This is a genomic window from Exiguobacterium sp. Leaf196, from assembly GCF_001423965.1.
Lineage (GTDB): Bacteria > Bacillota > Bacilli > Exiguobacteriales > Exiguobacteriaceae > Exiguobacterium_A.
This window is the reverse complement of the sequence record NZ_LMPV01000011.1, coordinates 34,679-53,623: the sequence shown is the minus strand read 5'-3', so window position 1 is coordinate 53,623 and position 18,945 is coordinate 34,679. Positions and strand designations below refer to the sequence as shown.

General features: G+C 46.2%; 17 protein-coding genes and 1 riboswitch. Of the genes, 9 read left to right on the top strand and 8 right to left on the bottom strand.

From position 1 onward, the window contains the following. Nucleotides 1–15 precede the first annotated feature (15 nt). Nucleotides 16–1,107: a diguanylate cyclase gene (locus tag ASG02_RS13940; RefSeq protein ID WP_235514047.1), complete on the bottom strand. Its 1,092-nt coding sequence runs from the start codon at nucleotides 1,105–1,107 to the stop codon at nucleotides 16–18. Nucleotides 1,108–1,244: 137 nt separating this feature from the next. Further along, nucleotides 1,245–1,700 carry a MarR family winged helix-turn-helix transcriptional regulator gene (locus tag ASG02_RS13935; protein WP_056064474.1) on the bottom strand — a complete coding sequence of 152 codons (456 nt, stop codon included), beginning with the start codon at nucleotides 1,698–1,700 and terminating at the stop codon, nucleotides 1,245–1,247. 165 nt (nucleotides 1,701–1,865) lie between these two features. Then, nucleotides 1,866–2,054: riboswitch (Lysine riboswitch) on the top strand. 131 nt (nucleotides 2,055–2,185) lie between these two features. Between ASG02_RS13935 and ASG02_RS13930 the strand changes: the two genes are divergently transcribed. From ASG02_RS13930 to ASG02_RS13905, 6 genes are all read left to right on the top strand, one after another. After that, on the top strand, nucleotides 2,186–3,667 hold the full coding sequence (locus tag ASG02_RS13930) for an amino acid permease (RefSeq protein WP_056064471.1): 1,482 nt from the start codon (nucleotides 2,186–2,188) through the stop codon (nucleotides 3,665–3,667). A gap of 151 nt (nucleotides 3,668–3,818) precedes the next feature. Then, nucleotides 3,819–5,579: a solute:sodium symporter family transporter gene (locus tag ASG02_RS13925; protein ID WP_056064468.1), complete on the top strand. Its 1,761-nt coding sequence runs from the start codon at nucleotides 3,819–3,821 to the stop codon at nucleotides 5,577–5,579. A 60-nt stretch (nucleotides 5,580–5,639) separates the two neighbouring features. After that, nucleotides 5,640–5,822 (top strand): hypothetical protein, encoded by a 183-nt coding sequence (locus ASG02_RS13920; RefSeq protein WP_035411695.1) that lies wholly within the window; start codon nucleotides 5,640–5,642, stop codon nucleotides 5,820–5,822. 69 nt (nucleotides 5,823–5,891) lie between these two features. After that, nucleotides 5,892–6,839 (top strand): peptide-methionine (S)-S-oxide reductase MsrA, encoded by a 948-nt coding sequence (gene msrA, locus ASG02_RS13915; RefSeq protein WP_056064465.1) that lies wholly within the window; start codon nucleotides 5,892–5,894, stop codon nucleotides 6,837–6,839. A 68-nt stretch (nucleotides 6,840–6,907) separates the two neighbouring features. Beyond that, nucleotides 6,908–8,203 (top strand): DUF2252 domain-containing protein, encoded by a 1,296-nt coding sequence (locus ASG02_RS13910; protein WP_056064461.1) that lies wholly within the window; start codon nucleotides 6,908–6,910, stop codon nucleotides 8,201–8,203. A gap of 225 nt (nucleotides 8,204–8,428) precedes the next feature. Continuing rightward, a complete protein-coding gene (locus ASG02_RS13905; protein WP_056064458.1) occupies nucleotides 8,429–9,865 on the top strand; it encodes an amino acid permease in 1,437 nt (478 codons plus the stop codon). A 46-nt stretch (nucleotides 9,866–9,911) separates the two neighbouring features. Here the strand turns inward: ASG02_RS13905 and ASG02_RS13900 are convergent, their stop codons facing one another. Next, nucleotides 9,912–11,573, bottom strand: coding sequence for a glycerol-3-phosphate dehydrogenase/oxidase (locus tag ASG02_RS13900; protein ID WP_035411477.1), 1,662 nt, complete (start codon nucleotides 11,571–11,573; stop codon nucleotides 9,912–9,914). Between the two features lie 33 nt (nucleotides 11,574–11,606). Then, nucleotides 11,607–12,575 (bottom strand): Gfo/Idh/MocA family oxidoreductase, encoded by a 969-nt coding sequence (locus ASG02_RS13895; RefSeq protein ID WP_056064455.1) that lies wholly within the window; start codon nucleotides 12,573–12,575, stop codon nucleotides 11,607–11,609. Nucleotides 12,576–12,632: 57 nt separating this feature from the next. Here ASG02_RS13895 and ASG02_RS13890 point away from each other — a divergent pair, with 57 nt between their 5' ends. The 3 genes from ASG02_RS13890 to ASG02_RS13880 all read left to right on the top strand — a co-directional run bounded on the left by ASG02_RS13890 (nucleotide 12,633) and on the right by ASG02_RS13880 (nucleotide 14,396). Then, complete coding sequence (locus tag ASG02_RS13890; RefSeq protein ID WP_056064453.1) at nucleotides 12,633–12,899, top strand: DUF5327 family protein; 267 nt, start codon at nucleotides 12,633–12,635, stop codon at nucleotides 12,897–12,899. 60 nt (nucleotides 12,900–12,959) lie between these two features. After that, nucleotides 12,960–13,610 carry an SDR family oxidoreductase gene (locus ASG02_RS13885; RefSeq protein ID WP_035411468.1) on the top strand — a complete coding sequence of 217 codons (651 nt, stop codon included), beginning with the start codon at nucleotides 12,960–12,962 and terminating at the stop codon, nucleotides 13,608–13,610. Nucleotides 13,611–13,685: 75 nt separating this feature from the next. After that, nucleotides 13,686–14,396: a thermonuclease family protein gene (locus ASG02_RS13880; protein WP_056064450.1), complete on the top strand. Its 711-nt coding sequence runs from the start codon at nucleotides 13,686–13,688 to the stop codon at nucleotides 14,394–14,396. Nucleotides 14,397–14,437: 41 nt separating this feature from the next. Here the strand turns inward: ASG02_RS13880 and ASG02_RS13875 are convergent, their stop codons facing one another. The 4 genes from ASG02_RS13875 to ASG02_RS13860 all read right to left on the bottom strand — a co-directional run bounded on the left by ASG02_RS13875 (nucleotide 14,438) and on the right by ASG02_RS13860 (nucleotide 18,870). Further along, complete coding sequence (locus tag ASG02_RS13875) at nucleotides 14,438–15,412, bottom strand: cation diffusion facilitator family transporter (RefSeq protein ID WP_056064446.1); 975 nt, start codon at nucleotides 15,410–15,412, stop codon at nucleotides 14,438–14,440. 32 nt (nucleotides 15,413–15,444) lie between these two features. Further along, nucleotides 15,445–16,230 (bottom strand): SDR family oxidoreductase, encoded by a 786-nt coding sequence (locus tag ASG02_RS13870; protein WP_056064443.1) that lies wholly within the window; start codon nucleotides 16,228–16,230, stop codon nucleotides 15,445–15,447. Nucleotides 16,231–16,248: 18 nt separating this feature from the next. Further along, entirely contained in the window at nucleotides 16,249–17,100 is an 852-nt protein-coding gene (locus tag ASG02_RS13865; RefSeq protein WP_197026242.1) for a GRP family sugar transporter, read from the bottom strand. Nucleotides 17,101–17,241: 141 nt separating this feature from the next. Next, entirely contained in the window at nucleotides 17,242–18,870 is a 1,629-nt protein-coding gene (locus tag ASG02_RS13860) for an AarF/ABC1/UbiB kinase family protein (protein ID WP_056064440.1), read from the bottom strand. Nucleotides 18,871–18,945 lie beyond the last annotated feature (75 nt).

Here is an 18,945-nt window from a genome sequence, read left to right as displayed (position 1 = left end):
GGAAGTGTCTCATATTCAAGCTTGTCGGAAGGCAAGTTCCTTCGTATAAATCGTACTTCGGTTTCGTCCGCTTTCTTTTGAGTAATACAACGCTTTATCTGCTTGTTGTAATGCTTCAAGAGACGTATGGGAACCACTAGAATGTGCAATCCCAAGCGAAATCGTGATTTGCAGATCAGGTACGTCTGCCGTCGGGAACAGGTTGCGTGCGACTGTCATCCGAGCCAACTCTGCGATTTTTTGAGCTTCTTTAGCTGTAGTGCTTGGTAAAATGATCAAAAACTCTTCACCACCGTACCGTCCGACGAGGTCATCCGGTCGTGTTAAGGAAGCGAGTGTCATGCCGAGTTGACGTAGGACATCATCCCCGGCGTCATGACCATATGTATCATTGACGTGCTTGAAGAAGTCGATATCAATCAAGACAAGTGAATACCCTTGATCCGTTGAACCGACAAGTGACAGTGAATCATCGAGACGGCGCCGATTGGCAAGTCCGGTCAAAGCATCCGTCATCGCTAGTTTTTGTTGATACTGAATGTTTTCGAAGTGACGGCGTAATTCCGTCAGCAGTCGAAAAGCAACAAAGCCAGCTAATAGATTAAAGAAGATATAAGCGATTGAAATTTTAAAGAATGTCGACCAGCTGTTTGTCAGGATATAGATGGCAGGTAACGAATAGAGAACACCAATTGACACCAATAATTGAAAATGGCGTGTCGAGACATGAACGAATCGACGTACGATTCCGATCGTCGTAATGATTAAGACGATAATCAGTGTGGACAGATAAAAACCTTCCATTTGATCGACGGGTGTCAAAAAGTAACGTGTCCCGATGATCATTATACCGGCGACGATGGCGCTCGGGAAACCACCGAATAGCATAGCGATCGCGACTGGGATGATTCGTAAATCCACACGGGCGACATCGATCTGAATGCCATTAAACATCAACAAAACTGCAATCAGACCACAGACAGTTCCCAATATGAGGCGTGTACTCCAGCTGGAATTCAGCGAAATACGTGGTCGATTCCGAAATGGTAAGAATAAGAGAGTAATCGTCGTGAACAGTAGACAAAAGTTAATGATGAATTGATTCATGATGGACAACAAATCCTCCCAACTCCCCCAGCTAACAGATTTCCATATATATACTCCAGTATACTCATCTAGGTAACGGTTAGACAGAGGTAAATGTTTAGATAAAACATAAAAAACGGTAGAAAATCTACCGTTTTTTATGAAGACGAAGTGAGCGTATCCTCATCCATCGTCAGTAAAATCTTATCGAAGACGCGAATCATCGTTTCCAGTTCTTCTGCTGTTAAAGTTCCGAAGCGATCTTGTAAATAGTTTCTTCGGACGACCTCGAGTTCCCGAAAAGCACGCTCTCCGTCATCCGTCAAAGCGAGGACAATCGAGCGACGATCTTCCGTCGAACGCGTCCGTGTGACATATCCTTGTTTATAGAGCTTATCCGTTAAAGCAGTGACTTGACTCGTCGCCAGCTCAAATTGTTCCGCAAGAAGTGTCGGACGCTGAGGACCGTTTTCTGAAAGACTCCGTAAGATGAAAAATTCGCTTCGGGTCGCTGTTCCTTCAAATAGTCGATTAAGTTCACGTCGCAGGGTACGAAGAATGACACGCATTTGTTCCTCGAGTCGGTAAGTCAGCAAATCACGTTCCTGTGGCATGCAAGCAGCATCCTTTCTCTCAGTGGACTTCTATCATTTAGTGTACTAAACATATCGGATTTTTACCATCTACTACCCCAGATTCAAAAAAGGCAATTGACAATTTCGTGGCGGTTTGTGTAATATGGCGTAGTAATAACTAATTTAATTCAGTTCTCACTCAACCAGTGGGATGGAGGTTGCAGTTCTTAAGAGTACGGTTACGGATGTCGTCAAGCGACAAATGAAGTGACCTGAAAGGAAGAATTGCCGAAATCAATCATCGCTTTGAAGATGATCGATTGGGATTAGATCGAATAGGTCTAATACTGTCACAAGTCGGGTATCACTTACTTGTGGAGAGCTATCTTTCACGACGGTAGAATGAGGCGCATTCATTTTATTATGTTGCGTTCTCATCTTCCATCTGGAAGATGAGGGCGCTTTTTGTTTTTTCATTCAAAAAGTGTCCTCTCAAAAAATCTAAACAGAGAGAAGCGAACGAAATGAACAAACTAGATGTGAAACAAACAACAGATTCGACAGCCGAAGGATTAAAACGTGGATTACAAGCCCGTCATATGTCGATGATCGCCATCGGTGGGGCAATCGGAACAGGACTTTTCATCGCGTCCGGTGCTTCCGTTGCAGCAGCAGGACCAGGTGGTGCACTCCTATCGTATGCAATCGTTGGTCTGATGGTCTACTTCCTAATGACGAGTCTTGGCGAAATGGCGGCGTATATGCCTGTCGCCGGATCCTTCTCGACATACGGGACAAAATTCGTCGATCCATCATTCGGCTTTGCACTCGGCTGGAACTACTGGTACAACTGGGCGGTCACGATCGCAGTTGAGCTCGTTGCAGCACAAATCGTTATGACGTATTGGTTCCCGGACGTTCCTGGATTTTACTTCAGTGCCTTATTCCTTTTACTCATGATCGGCTTGAACTACTTCTCCGTTAAAGGTTTTGGGGAAGCGGAATATTGGTTCGCCATGATTAAAGTCGTCACTGTCATCGTCTTCTTAGTCGTCGGTGTTGCGATGATTTTCGGTGTCTTTACATCGGAGCCACCGGTTGGCTTTAAAAACTTTGCTCTCGGGGATGCGCCGTTCGTCGGTGGTATTCCTGCCGTCATCGGGATCATCCTCGTTGCTGGATTCAGTTTCCAAGGAACGGAACTAGTCGGAATTGCCGCAGGTGAATCGGAAAATCCGAAAAAAAACGTTCCAAAAGCAGTCAAACAAGTCTTCTGGCGCATTTTACTCTTCTACATCCTTGCGATTTTCGTCATCGGTATGCTTATTCCGTATACGAGCCCGAACTTGGTTTCCAATGACATCACGGACGTTGCCGTTAGTCCGTTTACGCTCGTCTTTGAAAAAGCAGGTCTTGCGTTCTCGGCAGCACTCATGAACGCCGTCATCTTGACATCTGTTCTATCTGCTGGTAACTCAGGTATGTATGCTTCCACACGGATGCTGTATACACTTGCTCGTCAAGGAGATGCACCAAAGTTCTTTGCAAAAGTGTCGAAAAATGGGGTACCGCGTAACGCCTTGCTTGCAACAGGAGCAATCGGTGCGCTCTGTTTCTTAACATCGATGTTCGGTGGACAAGTCTATCTGTGGTTACTCAATGCTTCAGGTATGACAGGATTCATCGCATGGCTCGGAATTGCGATCAGTCACTATCGTTTCCGTAAAGGATTCCTTGCACAAGGTCATTCGTTGAAAGATTTACCTTACGTGGCACCAGCGTTCCCGTTCGGTCCGCTGTTTGCATTCGGTCTTTGTTTCCTTGTCATCGTTGGTCAAAACTATGCAGCATTCCTTGCTGATCGAATTGATTGGGTCGGGATTGCCGCGACGTATGTCGGAATTCCGTTGTTCCTTGCCTTCTGGTTAGGACACAAATTCAAAAACCGGACGTCGATTGTTCGTTACGAAGAGATGGACTTCCCAGAACATCCACGTCAATCGTAATCAACTAGCCGCCTTCTATTTATAGAAGGTGGTTTTTTGTCCCTAAAAAAGAAAACGTTTTCTAAAATATAGTTTTGAAAAAGTATAAAAAAGGAATCAATGAATACATATTTGAGAATAGGAATTTTGAAAAAGAGAGGGAGGGAGATACATGACTACATCTGAATTATTTTTTACATTAGGTTCTGCAGCATTTTTCATGTTGCTCGTTGCCTACATATCGTACCGGTTGACGCGCGGGAAAACACAAGGTGTTGATGAGTACTTCTTAGCAGGTCGAGGGCTAAGTGGCGTGTTCATTGCCGGCTCGTTACTGCTGACCAATTTATCAGCAGAGCAGTTGATTGGGCTCAATGGGCAATCCTTTATGGGGAACATGTCAAGTATGGCATGGGAAGTCACAGCGGGCTTTGCTGCGATCATCATGGCCATCTATCTACTTCCGAAGTTTCTTGGACTTGGTATCTCGACGTTACCGGAATACTTAAGTCACCGTTATGATGAGACGGTTCGTCGGATGACAGTTTTACTCTTTTTACTCGGATATATGTGTGTCACGATCCCTTCAATGCTGTACTCAGGTGGGATTGCTGTCTTGCAGTTGTTCGATGTCCCTGAGTTGTTCGGTCTCAGCTATACGCAGTCCCTCTGGTTAGTCGTTTGGGTCGTCGGGATCATCGGAGCGATTTATGCGATTTTTGGAGGACTACGTGCGGTGGCTGTCTCCGATACGTTGAATGGGATCGGGCTCGTCTTCGTTGGATTCTTAGTTCCGGTACTTGGCTTTATTGCGCTTGGTGACGGGAATCTCCTTCAAGGGATGAAGACGATTGCAACTGTGCAACCGGAGAAGCTGAACGCAATCGGAAGCTCAACCGATGCCGTTCCGTTCTTCTCGATATTTACGGGAATCTTATTCGCAAATTTATTCTATTGGTCACTAAATCAATATGTCATTCAGCGTGTGCTCGGCGCAAAGGATTTAAAAGAAGGTCAAAAAGGAGTCTTAATGACAGGATTTTTGAAGTTGTTAGTTCCAGTCTTCATGCTGATTCCTGGAATCATTGCTTATCACTTGTATGGAAATACACTGACGAGCGGTGATTTATCATATCCTCGACTGATTACAGAATTGCTGCCAGTCTCGATGATGGGATTTTTCTTAGCTGTCTTACTCGGAGCCGTCTTCAGTTCGTTTAACTCGCTTTTAAACAGTATTGCAACACTTTTCGTACTGGATGTCTATCAGCCAGTGTTTGCGAAAGAGGCAAGTGATGAACATCTGATTCGCGTTAGTAAATGGTTTGGAACGATCGTTGCCTTGATTTCTTTCATCATTGCGCCGTTCTTAATGTATGCACCGGACGGCTTATGGAGTTTAATCCGACAATTCACAGGATTTTTCAACATTCCGATTCTTGTTATCGTATTAATGGGGATTTTCATGAAACGAATCCCGGCGATTGCAGCGAAAATCGTCATCATCTTTCACGTGTTCGCATATTACTTATTCGTCTTCGGTTTCAAACAACTGTTCGGTTGGGATCATGGCATTAGCTATATTCATGGGTACGGTATTCTACTCGTGATTGAAGTATTGTTCATGGTATTCATGGGGTATCGTTACCCAGCAGTCCAGTCAAAAAAGGTCAATCGACGACAGTCTGTCGAGCTCACTCCATGGAAGTTCGCGATTCCGGTCTCAATCTTATTATGCACATCCATCATTTGGACGTACGTCTTGTTTTCAAAAATCGGACTGGCTTCGACAGCAGGCATCGTATCGATTTGGTTCTGGCCGATTACGTTAGGACTTGTCATGGCAACGATCGTATTATGGCGTGTGTCGCTAAACGCTTGGGAAGCGAAGTATCGGACCTATCTCGAAGAAGAGTACCGTCAAGCCGAATAATCCTCTCGCAGAAGGCATGACATATCGGGTAAGATGAAAGAAAAACAGGAGGCGATCTTCGTGAATTACTGGTACCACTTTAAGCGTGCCTTCTTACCGATCGCATTATTGCTTGTGACGCTTGCCTTGTACCAAATGATTTATCGTTTGAATAACATCTGGTACTCGCTTGGAGGACTTCTTCTTGTCTTCGCAGCAATTTACTTCGTCATGCGTCGCCTAAAAACGAACCCAGAGGATTGAATGAGCAGGAAAGTCGAGTCCATTCTCTGAACGCGGTAAAATAGAGACATACAGAGGAGGGGAAGATAGATGGCAAAAGCAATATTTGCAGGTGGTTGTTTCTGGTGCATGGTCAAGCCATTCCATAAATATGATGGGGTAGAGCAGGTCATTTCAGGATATACCGGTGGTCATACAGAGAACCCAACTTATAAAGAGGTCTGTTCGGAAACGACAGGTCACTTGGAGGCGGTTGAAGTCACGTACGATCCGTCCGTCATTACGTACGAAGAATTACTCGATATCTTCTGGCGTCAAATCGATCCGACAGACGGGGGCGGTCAATTCAATGACCGTGGTGAATCATATCAGCCGGCCATTTTTTATGTCGATGAAGCGCAGCGTGAAGCAGCTGAACGTTCGAAAGCAGAGCTTGACGCATCAGGACGTTTCTCGCGTCCGGTCGCGGTAGAAATTCGTCCGGAAAAGCCGTTTTGGCCAGCAGAAGAATATCACCAAGATTATTATAAAAAGAACCCATTCCGCTACCAGATGTATAGCGTCGGCTCCGGTCGTGCGAAATTCGTTAAGGAAGCGTGGAAGGATCATGGTAAGGAAAAAGAATTGAAAGAGCGTCTGACACCGATTCAGTATAAAGTCACACAAGAGAACGGGACAGAACCCGCTTTTCGTAACGAATACTGGGATGAAGAACGTCCAGGTCTTTATGTCGATATCGTCGATGGTACACCACTCTTCACATCAAAAGATAAATTCCAGTCAAACTGTGGTTGGCCGAGCTTCGCTAAACCGATCTCAGAAGACAAGATGGAAGTCGAACTCGACACGAGTCATGGGATGACGCGGACGGAAGTACGTTCTGCGAATGCAGATAGTCATCTTGGTCACATTTTCGATGATGGTCCGACAGAGCTTGGTGGTCTACGCTATTGTATCAACTCAGCAGCGTTACGATTTATTCCGGTAGAAGAGCTTGATTCGGCAGGATACGGGGAATATAAAAAACATTTCGAGTAACATGTAGGGAGCAGTCAAACGATTTCGTTTTGACTGCTCTTTTTTTCAAATGGAAAGGAGAGGATCAGATGTTTCAGTCCGTGTATGAAGAGATTCGACAGATGACGATTGCAAAGGTACTTGATTTCTATGATCATGAAATCCGTCAGCTCGATGAGAAAGCACGTCAGGAAAAGTACGACAAGATGAGTTTGAGTCCATTTCGTTTTTTTCGGGGGAGTTCGCATCTTTTTTATTACGATGTGACCCGGATTCCGCTTGGTTTTGACACACCTCGTGATAAGCCAACTTGGATCCAAGGTGATCTTCACTTTGAGAACTTCGGTGTCCATGGCAATGCAAAAGGAGAAATCATCTACGACGTCAACGACTTTGATGAAGGATACTTAGGATCGTATTTATACGATTTGATTCGCATGGCAGTCTCTGTGCGATTATTCGCTGAAGAGGCAGGATATGATTCAGTCCCTGCAATTCGTAATTATGTTCTTGAATACTTACATGATTTAAAAAAGTATGCACTTGGAAAAGATCCAAGTGATGTTTGTTTTACAAGAGATAATACAAAAGGGCCAATCAAGAAATTAATCAAGAAAGCAGAAAAAAAACGTGAAGAATTAATGGGGGAGCGAACGGAACTGGTAGATGGCGTGAGACGATTTTGTACACTCCCGGATATGGAAGTAGTAGATGATGCGACACGAGCAGCAATTGAGTCTGCCTGGCCTTCCTACATCGAGACAATCGACACCGAGAATCGCCGTGAGGAATCGTTCTATACGATCAAGGATATCGTTCGTAAGCTAGACAGCGGAACAGCATCCATTGGTCTCGAGCGCTATTACATCTTGATTGAGGGCGAAGGGGGAGAAGAAGATTTGATTCTTGAGATGAAACAAGCGCAAACGTCTGTCCCTTCGTTATTCCTGCCCGTTTATCGTCCAGAAGCAGAAACCGTTCATCAAGGGAGACGGGTCATCACGTCGCAAAAGGCGATGCAGGCACATGAAGATCCATATCTTGGTTATCTGACGATTGAAAAAAAGGAATATTATGTACGCGAGCGCTCACCGTACAAGAAAAAACTAAAGGCGAAGCATATAAAAAGTCAGGAAGACCTTGAGAACGTGTTATGTATTCAAGGTCAAATTACCGCGAAAATCCATGCGCGGGCAGATCAAGATGCGGGAATTCAAGAAAAAATATTAACCCATCATGCGGATGTTGAAATCATTCGAGCTATCGGTGTTTCCGATACCGCTTTTTTGGAGCAGATCGAGCGTTGGTCAGAAGCTTATGTCATGCGAACAAAGCTGGATTACCAAGTGTTTTTAGAATGGACGAAGACGTGGAAAACGACTTAAAACCTGGACTGAAAAAGGAGAAAAATATCGGTATGTAACAGATGTTACATGCCGATATTTTTGAAGTGATTTTTATTCTTTAACAGATGAAAGCGTCACGCAAAAAACAAATAGGTATAATGACCTATATCAATTTATCTGAAAACTTCGTAAATTTTTGATTAAGTTCTTACGAACGACTCGCTTCGTAAGACAAATCACAACGGATATAGGGGGAAGTACATCATGAGTTTGACGCGGAAAAAAGATGTTTCCGCTATGATTGCTGCAAGTAAACGCAACAGTGGACTTGCTCGAAATCTTGGCGCGATGGATTTAACGTTTTTAGGAATTGGCGCCATCATCGGTACCGGAATTTTCGTTTTGACGGGAACAGGAGCGTTGACTGCAGGACCAGGACTTATCGTATCATTCATTCTATCTGCCATCGCCTGTGGTCTAGCTGCTCTTGCTTACGCTGAATTTGCATCAACGATTCCGGTCAGTGGATCCGTCTATACGTATACGTATGCAACGATGGGAGAGATCTTCGCTTGGATCATCGGTTGGAACTTGATTCTCGAATATGGACTCGCCTCCAGTGCCGTAGCAGCCGGTTGGTCAGGTTACTTCCAGTCTTTACTCGCAGGATTTAATATCCATGTGCCAACAGCTCTCTCAGCAGCTCCAGGAGCAGTAGAAGGAGCCAAGACATACTTCAACCTTCCAGCCTTCCTGATCCTCTTTGCCATTACGGCATTGTTGTCGATGGGAATCAAGGAAACGAAACGTGTCAACAACATCATGGTCGTCATCAAATTAGCAGTCGTCGTTTTGTTCATCGTCGTCGGTGTTGGCTACGTTGAACCATCAAACTGGACACCATTCACTCCATTTGGTTGGGGAGGCGTCTTCTCGGGTGCTGCGATCGTCTTCTTCGCGTACATCGGTTTTGATGCTGTTACATCAGCAGCGGAAGAAGTCCGTGATCCACAAAAGAACTTACCACGTGGTATCATCGGTTCACTTGCTGTCTGTACAATTCTTTACGTCATCGTCGCAGCCATCATGACAGGGATCGTCCCTTACAAACAATTCGCTGGTATCGATCACCCGGTCTCACTTGCGATTCAAATGGCAGGTCAAAACTGGGTCGCTGGTTTCATCGATCTCGGTGCGATTCTCGGGATCACAACGGTTATTCTCGTCATGACATACGGAATGGTGCGTCTCGCGTTTGCGATCTCGCGTGACGGGATGTTCCCTAAAGTATTCTCCGAAGTGCATCCGAAATACCAAACACCATTCAAGGCGACTTGGATGATCGGACTTGGTAGTTCACTCGTCGCTGGATTCGTTCCACTCGATGTCATCGCGAACCTCGTCAACATGGGTACACTCGCAGCATTCGTCTTAATCTCTGTCGCTGTCTTGATTCTTCGTAAAACACAGCCGGATCTCCCACGTGCATTCAAATGTCCGGGTATGCCATATGTGCCAATCGCAGCAATCGCTGCATGTCTCTTCTTGATGTTCAACTTGAAACTCGAGACATGGATTGCTTTTGGAGTCTGGCTTGCAATCGGTTTAGTACTTTACTTTACGTTTGCGCGTAAGCGTTCGAATCTACACCCAGGAAATATGCCGGTAGCGGAACTTGCTGCTTCAAAAGAAGAAGAGTAACACATCAAAAGACCCGGTCGCCTTCAGGCGATCGGGTCTTCTTGTGTTAGGAAAGTGGAACAGGACCTTTGACGCGAACCGCGTCAAATTCGCGACGAATGCTTTCATTGGCTTTCGCTTCATCTTCTGCCGACCAGCCGAGTTCACTACGCATCAGGGCAAGAACACCGTCTGCGTATTGTTCAGCATGTGGGAAATCAAAGAAGACGGCTGAAGCACGACGGTTCAAGAAGTCACCGGGTTGCATGACGAGCTCTGCTTCTAGACCATACAGAAGGGCACCGAACCAGTGTAACGGTAATTGATAACGAGCGGCTTCGTCACCGCGTGTCCGAATCAATTCGAAGACACGTTCGACATTCGTACCGTAGCGCTGGATGAGCCATGTCGTCTCATTCGGTGACAACCCAAGTGCTTCGCCTTTTGGTTGTTGTTCCTTCATGTAACGCGCGAATCCTTTACTTCCTTGTGGATGACCACCACCAAGCAAGATATCGTGCGTACGGGAAGCAAGATAAATTCGATTTTCTTCTGTCTTGAATTGCTCCGCGACCATATCGATGATTCGTTCCGCCATTTTCCGGTACCCAGTCAACTTACCACCGGCGATTGACATCAGACCGGATTTCGAGACGAAGATTTCGTCTTTTCGGGACAGTTCACTTGGATCTTTTCCATCTTCATGAATGAGTGGACGTAGTCCAGACCACGTTGATTCGACATGCTCAGGTCGTAACTCGACGTTGAACATTTGATTCGTCGCCTCTAGGATGTAATCCTGATCCTCGACGGTGACACCAGGCTCAAGAATATCTCCTTTATAGTTCGTATCCGTTGTTCCGACATACGTTTTCCCTTCACGTGGAATCGCAAAGATCATCCGACCGTCTGGAACATCGAAGTAAACGGCTTGTTGCAACGGGAAATGTACTTGATCGATGACGAGATGAATCCCTTTTGTCAGGTGTAATGACTTTCCGGATTTCGAACCGTCTTTTTCACGCAGTTCATCGACCCACGGACCCGTCGCATTAATGATTTTCTTCGCCCGAATTGTATACGTTTTGCCACTTAAGACGTCACGGACTTCGACACCAACGACTTTTCCATTGTGGTAGACAAGCGATTCCGCTTTCGTATAATTGACGGCACGTCCACCGTAACCGATGGCTGCTTTTAACACTTCGACCGTCAGTCGAGCGTCATCCGTTTTATATTCGACATAACGCCCACCGCCGACTAAATGCTCTGAGCGTAACAGTGGTTCGTAACGTAATGTTTCTTCTTTGCTAAGCATCGTCCGACGTTCATGGCGTTTGACACCAGCGAGTTGGTCATAGACACGTAAGCCGATCGAGGTCGAGAAGCTACCGAATGTACCACCTTCGACAAGTGGAAGCATCATCCACTCCGGTGTCGTCACATGCGGTGCGTTCTCATACACGATGGCACGTTCTTTCCCGACTTCGGCGACGAGTTTGATCTCGAACTGCTTCAGATAACGCAATCCACCATGGACAAGTTTCGTCGATCGGCTCGATGTCCCTTCGGCGAAGTCCTGCATTTCGATCAAGCCTGTCCGCATGCCGCGACTTTGTGCGTCAAGCAGAATACCAGCTCCCGTGATACCGCCCCCGATGACGAGGACGTCTAAAAGTTCTTGTCCCATCTCTTCTAACCATGCTGTCCGTTCTGTACTTGAAAACATCTTGTCTTCCCCCTGTTCGTCTGAAATGGATAGTTAGTCTACTTCTATCCATGTACCCACTTTTGCACTCTTTTGAGCACGATCAATGATTTTCATGACGAGTTCAGCCTGTTTCGCAGAGACAGGTGGTGTGGTTCGCTTACGGATGGCTGGAGCGAGATCCGTATAATAATCCCCAAAATGACCGGAAACAAAAGGGAAGTCTTGCAGAGGTCCATTTGCTTCAGCCAATTGATAGGTCGTCCGTTTTGTATCGACTTCATCAACGAAGTAACTCGCCTGTGTTCCGTGCACCATCAGGGAGGGACCAACAGCTGGAACGATGGAACCGATATGCAAAATAGCGCGTCGCGTGCCAAAGGCTAAAATTAGATGTGTATAGTCATCAACGATCCCATCTTGTCGTTGAATCGTTTGATCACAAAAGACACGGTCTGGAATTTCATCGAAAGCGATGAGTGCTTGATCGATCAAGTGTGAACCAAGGTCGTACAATAGACCGGCACCAGGAATGTTCTGTTCGCGCCAACGATCCTGCACATCGGGACGGTAACGGTCATAATGCGCTTCGAACGTCTGGAGCGTACCGAGTCGTCCAGATTTTAATAAGGTCATCAGCGTCCGAAAGTCCTTCGTGTACCGCCGATTATGATAAACTGTCAGTAACCGACCGTGTGTCCGTGCTAGTTCTGTCAACGTTTTGGCTTCTTCGAGCGTGACGGTGAACGGTTTCTCGACAAGTACATCACAGCCCGAGAGCAAGGCGAGACGCGCGAGTGGATAATGCAGATCGTTTGCCGTCGCGATGACGACTAAATCGATTTGTTCCGCTTCAAGTAATGCTTCAAGTGTCGGATAGACAGGGAGCGTCGCGTCATACGCAGCGACCGCTTCCGGGCGACTCGACTGAACAGCGACTAACTGATAATCAGGTGCGTGTAAATAAGGCGCATGCAAATGTTCACCGGCAAGACCAAAACCAACTAATGCGGTACGAATCATAGAAAACACATCCTTTTCAAGTTCATACCCTCAATCTACCATAAGGAGGAATACAAGATGATTACCGAGCAACACATCATCGAAAAGATGCGCCAAGCGATGCAACGTATTGACCAAACAACAGGAGTTGCGCAAAAAGAACAGATTGCAGCGATGAAGGTTTACTGTGAACTACTGCTCGAATCCGAGGCGACGCCAAGTTCGACAATATCGCTACCTACGTCAACGCCTCAGGCAACCCCAGCAGTCGATCCGATGTTAGCGCGTTTCATGGGTGTTTCGCAGGAAAAAGAAGAAAAAGGCACTTCATTGCTCGATTTTTGAATGAAATGACGCAATTCAGGGAATAACCATCACAGTTAAAATGAGAAAGGGAGATACGTCATGAAAACAGTCATCGTCATTGGAGCAGGACCAGGAAACGGATATGAAATCAGTAAACGATTCGGGCAAGAAGGGTTTCAAGTCGTTTGTGCGGCGCGGACACAAGAAACGCTTGCAGCCGTCATCACGGAACTAAAAGAAGAAGGTGTAGAGGCGGTGGGGGTAGAATGTGATGCTTCTCGAAAAGCCGATATCGCATCACTCATCGAATGGACAGAGGAACAGTATGGACAAATCGATGTCTTAGTCTATAATGCTTCGATTTTACATCAAGCATCTGTCCTTGAAGTCTCGGCAGAACAGATTACGAAAGAGTTCGAGATCGATGTTCTCGGTGCACTGCATGCCGCACAACTCGTTGCTCCTTCGATGCAGGAACGAAAAGACGGCGCCATCCTGATTACAGGAGGTGGCGCTGCGATGCAAGCAATCAAATCGTTACCAGGGCTTTCGATTGGCAAGGCAGGCGTTCGTCAAGTGACGCACATGCTCCATGATACGTTGAAGGAAGACGGTGTCTACGTCGGAACCGTCACGATTGCCGGAGAAGTGAAGCGCGGAACGGCACTTGATCCGAAAAACGTAGCGGAAGCGTTCTATACACTCTATACAAACCGTAACGAAGTAGAGACGGTTCTATCAGCAGACTAACTTATGAACAAGGTGACGTATGCGGGTTCGGACATTGACCGAATCCGTATTTTCATGGAAAGGAGAGAAATAGAAATGAGACGATCTGTATTCATAAGTCTACTTTTTTTATTCGTCCTCATCGGCTGTGCACCAGAAGAAACCGATCTGCTTGGCATCAAGCAACCAGACGATGAAAAGATTACGAAAGCGACGGTGCAACGCGTCATCGATGGGGATACATTAAAAGTGAGGCTAGCAGACGGGAAAACGGAGGATGTTCGTTTGTTGCTCGTCGATACACCGGAAACTGTTAAACCGGATACGCCGGTTCAACCTTATGGAACGGAAGCTTCAGCGTTTACAAAAGAGACATTACCGAGCGGGACAGCTATTCGGTTGGAGCGTGATCATTCCCGGGCTGACCGATACGGACGACTGCTCGCATATGTCTGGTACGGCGATAAAATGTTGAATCAAGAGTTACTCCGAAAAGGTCTTGCGCGTGTGGCGTTCGTCTATGAACCAGACACACGTTATGTCGATATGTTTGAAAAAATCGAACAGGAAGCCAAGCAGGCAAAGAAGAAAATCTGGAAGCACGATGGCTACGTCACGAATCGCGGATTCAATGTTCAAGCGATTACAGAAACGAAATCCTGCGATATCAAAGGTAATATCAATCGGTCAGGTAAAAAAATTTACCATGTCCCGGGTGGTCAGTCTTACAATGAAGTGAAGCCGGAGCAACGATTCTGTACGGAGAAAGAAGCACAAGAAGCCGGATTCGTCCGGGCAACACGCTGATAAACGCAAAAAAAGCCATCGCTAGCGATGGCTTTTATCTATCATACAGGTGGTGGCGGTGGTTGATACTGCTGTACGTTATCATCTTCATCAAAGGAGATCGTGACATCGGTGATCCCTTTGAGGATGCGAATTTGCAATTCGAGTCGATCTTTAATGTCGTCCGCTTGCGCAATTGTCAAGTTGGGATCAACTTCAATCTCCGTTTCGACATGGAAGTGATCTCCTTCCTTGATGACTTCAAGTTTTTCGATGTCCCGAACTGCTTCATCACGTAACAAGATCTCACCGATTTTGGCTGTCAGTACTTCATCAACCTCACCGAGCGCACCGGCAGCATTTTGAATAAAAACATTATAGACGACATAAAACATCATGAGTCCAATCAAGATGGATGCAATGCCTTCTGCTTGATAAAACGACGTATAATGCGAAATCAGGACAGCGATAATGGCGATGACGCCACCAAGAGTTGCGACAAGATCTTCCATGAAGACAAGACGTGTCGCCGGTTTGGCTTGTCCAAGATGGGCGAAGCTTTGACCAACAAGTGCCAGTCCGCTCGATTTGAGTCCCGTCTCATGCGCGATTTCTTTCATCGCTTTATAGAACACTCCGACTTCCAGTACGACACCAATGCCAAGTGCCGTCAGGATGATCCACAAACCACTCGTCTTTTCGCCAGGACCGTGTGTGATATGCAAGATGCCTTCCCGAATCGTCTCGTAAGCAAGCAATGCAACGACGATGATCGCAGCAAGTAAGACGAGATTCACAAGGCGACCAAAACCATTCGGAAACCGTTTCGTTGGTGCTTTTTTACTGAGAGCAGAACCGATGTAGACGAAGAACTGGTTCGCTGCGTCACCGATCGTATGCATCATTTCAGCGAACATCGCTACATTCCCAGTTAAGATATAGGCGACGAACTTGATCGCGGCAATGATCGTATTGACGATGGCGGCAGCAAGGGCTGACTTATTTCCGCGACGGATCAATGAGAAAAAAGTGGTCATGAGCGGTTCTCTCCTTGTCTACTCAAAATAGGTTAACCGCGTCCTGCTTGGAAAGACGGATAAAGTGTCATGCCACCGTCGGCAAAGAGTGTGATCCCTGTGACATAACTTGCTTCGTCAGATGCAAGCCATGCGGCAACGGCAGAAATCTCTTCTGATTTCCCGATGTTGCCCATTGGAATCATGCTCTCGACTTCTTTGCGTTGTTCTGGATCTTCGAATTTTTCAGCGTTAATCGGCGTATTGATCGCACCAGGTCCAATCGCGTTAACCCGGATTCCTTTTGGTGCATACTCCATCGCAAGGGTTTGTGTCATCAATTTGACGCCACCTTTACTCGCGGCGTAGTGGACGAATGTCGGCCACGGAATGATTTCATGCACACTCGACATATTGATGATACTACCTTTGACATCATGTTCGACGAAGTACTTCAGTGCTTCTCGTGCCCCGAGGAAAGCTCCTGTTAAGTTGACGTCGATGACTTTTTGCCAATCTTCGAGCGACATCTCGTGGGATGCTGACGGCATCTCGATTCCCGCGTTATTGACGAAAACATCCAACTGACCAAAGTGAGCCACCGTCTCTTTCACAAGGTTGATCATATCATCTTCCTTTGAGACATCCCCTTGGACGATAAAGGCTTCCCCACCTTTTTCTTGAATCGATTCAGCGATTTTTTTCGCTTCTTCCGGGTGGCTGCGATAGTTGATGACGACACGCATGCCTTCTTCTGCATAACGACGAACGATAGCTTCACCGATTCCCATTGATCCACCTGTTACGACGGCAACTTTTCCTTTTAAACTTTCATACATGATGCTTCACTCCTTCATTTATTGTTTCGTAAATCCAATCATGATTCCACCAGCAACGACTAAAATACAACCGATAATGACGAAGGTCATCTCTTTCTTCGTTTTCGTTTCTTTCAGCAAGAGGACGCCACCAATGGTTGAGATGACGACACCTGTTTGAGAAAGGGAGAAGCTTGTTGCGACTCCAACTTTTGCCGTAGCAAACAGTAAAGCGACGTTCCCGACAGCCCACATGAGTCCGCCGATGGTATTGCCAGCAGTTTTCTTCGTGAAGAGGTCTCCTTCTCGTAAAGAAAGAAGAATTGCGCTGACGACCATCCCGATCGCTTGCGGTAATACGGCTTCCCAGCCATTAATATCAAACCAGCGGGCGATGACGACGTAACCGACATACCCGACAGTCGAGATGAGAAGGAGCGTCAATCCTTTGCCGATATTCTCATCTTCTTTACTCTTATCTTCCTTATAAGACGTGAAAGCTGCTCCGGCAATGATCAATACAAGCGCACTGATTCCGAGAATCAAGGCAGTTGTCGTTGACCACTCTCCAAAAGCAAGAACACCGAACAACGATGTTCCGACGAGTTGCATCCCTGTTGAAATTGGCATCGTTTTTGAGACACCCATTTGACGAAATGCGGCAAATTGATTTTTTTGACCAAGTGCCCAAAAGGCACCAGAAAAGAATCCGGCAACCCAAGCGGTCGTCGACATCTCTGGGCTGACAAAAAAGAAGGTGACGATCGCGAAAAGTAACGCACCCAGAGTCGTACCGATGATTTGTTGCGCCGTTGAACCTCCGATTTTCGAAACGACAAGCGGCAACGATCCCCACATCAATGCGGGAACGATGGCAATTAGAATATCAATCAAGTGTTTCACCTCTCCTTACTATTATCTCTCTACTTGAAGCTGTACCCCGCAAGGCGATAGGAAAAACCTTATGGTGCGAAGATGAATTATTCTGAAATAAAAAACGTCCACCGAGGTGGACGTCTGCTCATGTGTTATTTAACGGAATGGTTCATCGGCGATCCGGACGATTTGTCGTCCGATCCGGCGACCGTTCCATAAAGCGATGATTGCGATCGTCAAGGAAATGCCCATGACGTCGTACTGCGTAAAATAATAGCCGAGATAACTAAAAGGCAGGCTGATGATCCCGACGAGCGAACTCGTCCACTGTCGGATTTTGAGTGACTCGATGTTCGCAACACGAGAGAACTTTTGTTGCTCCATGATCCGCCAACGTGTCGGTTCGCTTAAGGCATCGTTAACAAGACGCGGGAAGGCGAGCAATCGCGCGCCGTAAGAACCAGCAATCTGTAGGTAACGGTTTTGATTTTTCCCTTCGTCATCGAGCCAGCGTCGAACCATTGGTTTAGCGAGTTCCAGCAGGTTGATTTGCGGTGAAAGAATCTGAAGGATTCCAAGAATCGTTGATGCGGCACGTCCAAAGAAAGCAAACTCAGCAGGAAGCTGGATCGGTTCATTTCGGACGAGCAATTCGATATCGGATAAGACCTTCTCGATCAGTTTTGTATCCACGTTTTCCATATCACTTTCGAGATAGAACGTGACTGCTTTTTCAATTGCTTGTCGGATATTTTGCTTATTCGCATTTGGCAATAAGAATCGTAGATCTTCTAAACCATCGACGATTGCATCGTAATCCAATGTGACGAAGGACTGAAGAATCCGCTGGATCGCTCGCATATCATCGGGCGTCGTCGCTCCGATCATCCCAAAATCAAGCAAGACGATTTTGCCATCGGACTGGACGAGGACATTGCCTGGGTGCGGATCGGCGTGGAATTTCCCGCCGAACAATAATTGTTCTCCAGCGTTCAAAAATAAATTACGTGCTAGTTCTTCACGGTCAATCTGATGTTCGGCTAGATAATCAAGATCTGTGATGCGTGTTCCTTCAATCCATTCCATAACAAGCACCCGATTTGTACAATGTTCTTCATAATAGCTCGGGATATAAATGACAGGGTTTGTTTCATACATCTTTTTAAAGTAGAGACCGTTTTTTAATTCGGTACGGTAATTCAATTCATCACCGATTACGAAGACCATTTGGCGATATAAGCTTTGCAAATCAGTCGATTTGTTTAACGACGTCCGGCGCAACATGGCAATGACGATACGCATGGCACGGAAATCGGTTTTGATGATTTGTTCGATATTCGGTCGCTGTACTTTGATCGCGACTTTTTTACCGTTTGATTTTAAGGTTCCGCTGTACACCTCACCAATCGAGGCAGAAGCGACAGGACGGGAACTGATATCCGAGATGATTTCTTCGATTGGCATACCCCAATCCTCTTCGATGATCTTTCGTGACTCTCCAAGTTTACTTGAAGGAACTTTATCAACCAGTTCGGTCAGTTCCATCAAGACGGACGGAGGAAACAGATCGGCTCGAATCGATAAGAATTGACCGAGCTTGATCAATAATCCTTCTAACCGTAATGCTTTTTTCTTATAGTCACGCGCAATCCGGATCATGATGCGCTCAAACTCTTCATTGTTCGTACCTGGCCGGTTTTTCCGGGTGAATCGATAGATCGTAAAGATGTAACGTGCGAACATCGTCACGATGACGACGATGCGATAAAGCGCCCAACGTTTCATACGGTCACCTAGCTTCCTGTACAGTTTGTTTCAGTATAGGTTACTTTACCTAAAAACGTCACTCGCAAACGGTCG

What these genes read in the sequence shown, in the direction of transcription:
- ASG02_RS13940 (WP_235514047.1), bottom strand. Translation starts at nt 1,107, where the DNA reads ATGAATCAATTCATCATTAACTTTTGTCTACTGTTCACGACGATTACT.
- ASG02_RS13930 (WP_056064471.1), top strand. Translation starts at nt 2,186, where the DNA reads ATGAACAAACTAGATGTGAAACAAACAACAGATTCGACAGCCGAAGGA.
- ASG02_RS13925 (WP_056064468.1), top strand. Translation starts at nt 3,819, where the DNA reads ATGACTACATCTGAATTATTTTTTACATTAGGTTCTGCAGCATTTTTC.
- ASG02_RS13870 (WP_056064443.1), bottom strand. Translation starts at nt 16,230, where the DNA reads ATGTATGAAAGTTTAAAAGGAAAAGTTGCCGTCGTAACAGGTGGATCA.
- ASG02_RS13900 (WP_035411477.1), bottom strand. Translation starts at nt 11,573, where the DNA reads ATGTTTTCAAGTACAGAACGGACAGCATGGTTAGAAGAGATGGGACAA.
- msrA (WP_056064465.1), top strand. Translation starts at nt 5,892, where the DNA reads ATGGCAAAAGCAATATTTGCAGGTGGTTGTTTCTGGTGCATGGTCAAG.
- ASG02_RS13905 (WP_056064458.1), top strand. Translation starts at nt 8,429, where the DNA reads ATGAGTTTGACGCGGAAAAAAGATGTTTCCGCTATGATTGCTGCAAGT.
- ASG02_RS13880 (WP_056064450.1), top strand. Translation starts at nt 13,686, where the DNA reads ATGAGACGATCTGTATTCATAAGTCTACTTTTTTTATTCGTCCTCATC.
- ASG02_RS13875 (WP_056064446.1), bottom strand. Translation starts at nt 15,412, where the DNA reads ATGACCACTTTTTTCTCATTGATCCGTCGCGGAAATAAGTCAGCCCTT.
- ASG02_RS13910 (WP_056064461.1), top strand. Translation starts at nt 6,908, where the DNA reads ATGTTTCAGTCCGTGTATGAAGAGATTCGACAGATGACGATTGCAAAG.
- ASG02_RS13860 (WP_056064440.1), bottom strand. Translation starts at nt 18,870, where the DNA reads ATGAAACGTTGGGCGCTTTATCGCATCGTCGTCATCGTGACGATGTTC.
- ASG02_RS13935 (WP_056064474.1), bottom strand. Translation starts at nt 1,700, where the DNA reads ATGCCACAGGAACGTGATTTGCTGACTTACCGACTCGAGGAACAAATG.
- ASG02_RS13890 (WP_056064453.1), top strand. Translation starts at nt 12,633, where the DNA reads ATGATTACCGAGCAACACATCATCGAAAAGATGCGCCAAGCGATGCAA.
- ASG02_RS13895 (WP_056064455.1), bottom strand. Translation starts at nt 12,575, where the DNA reads ATGATTCGTACCGCATTAGTTGGTTTTGGTCTTGCCGGTGAACATTTG.
- ASG02_RS13885 (WP_035411468.1), top strand. Translation starts at nt 12,960, where the DNA reads ATGAAAACAGTCATCGTCATTGGAGCAGGACCAGGAAACGGATATGAA.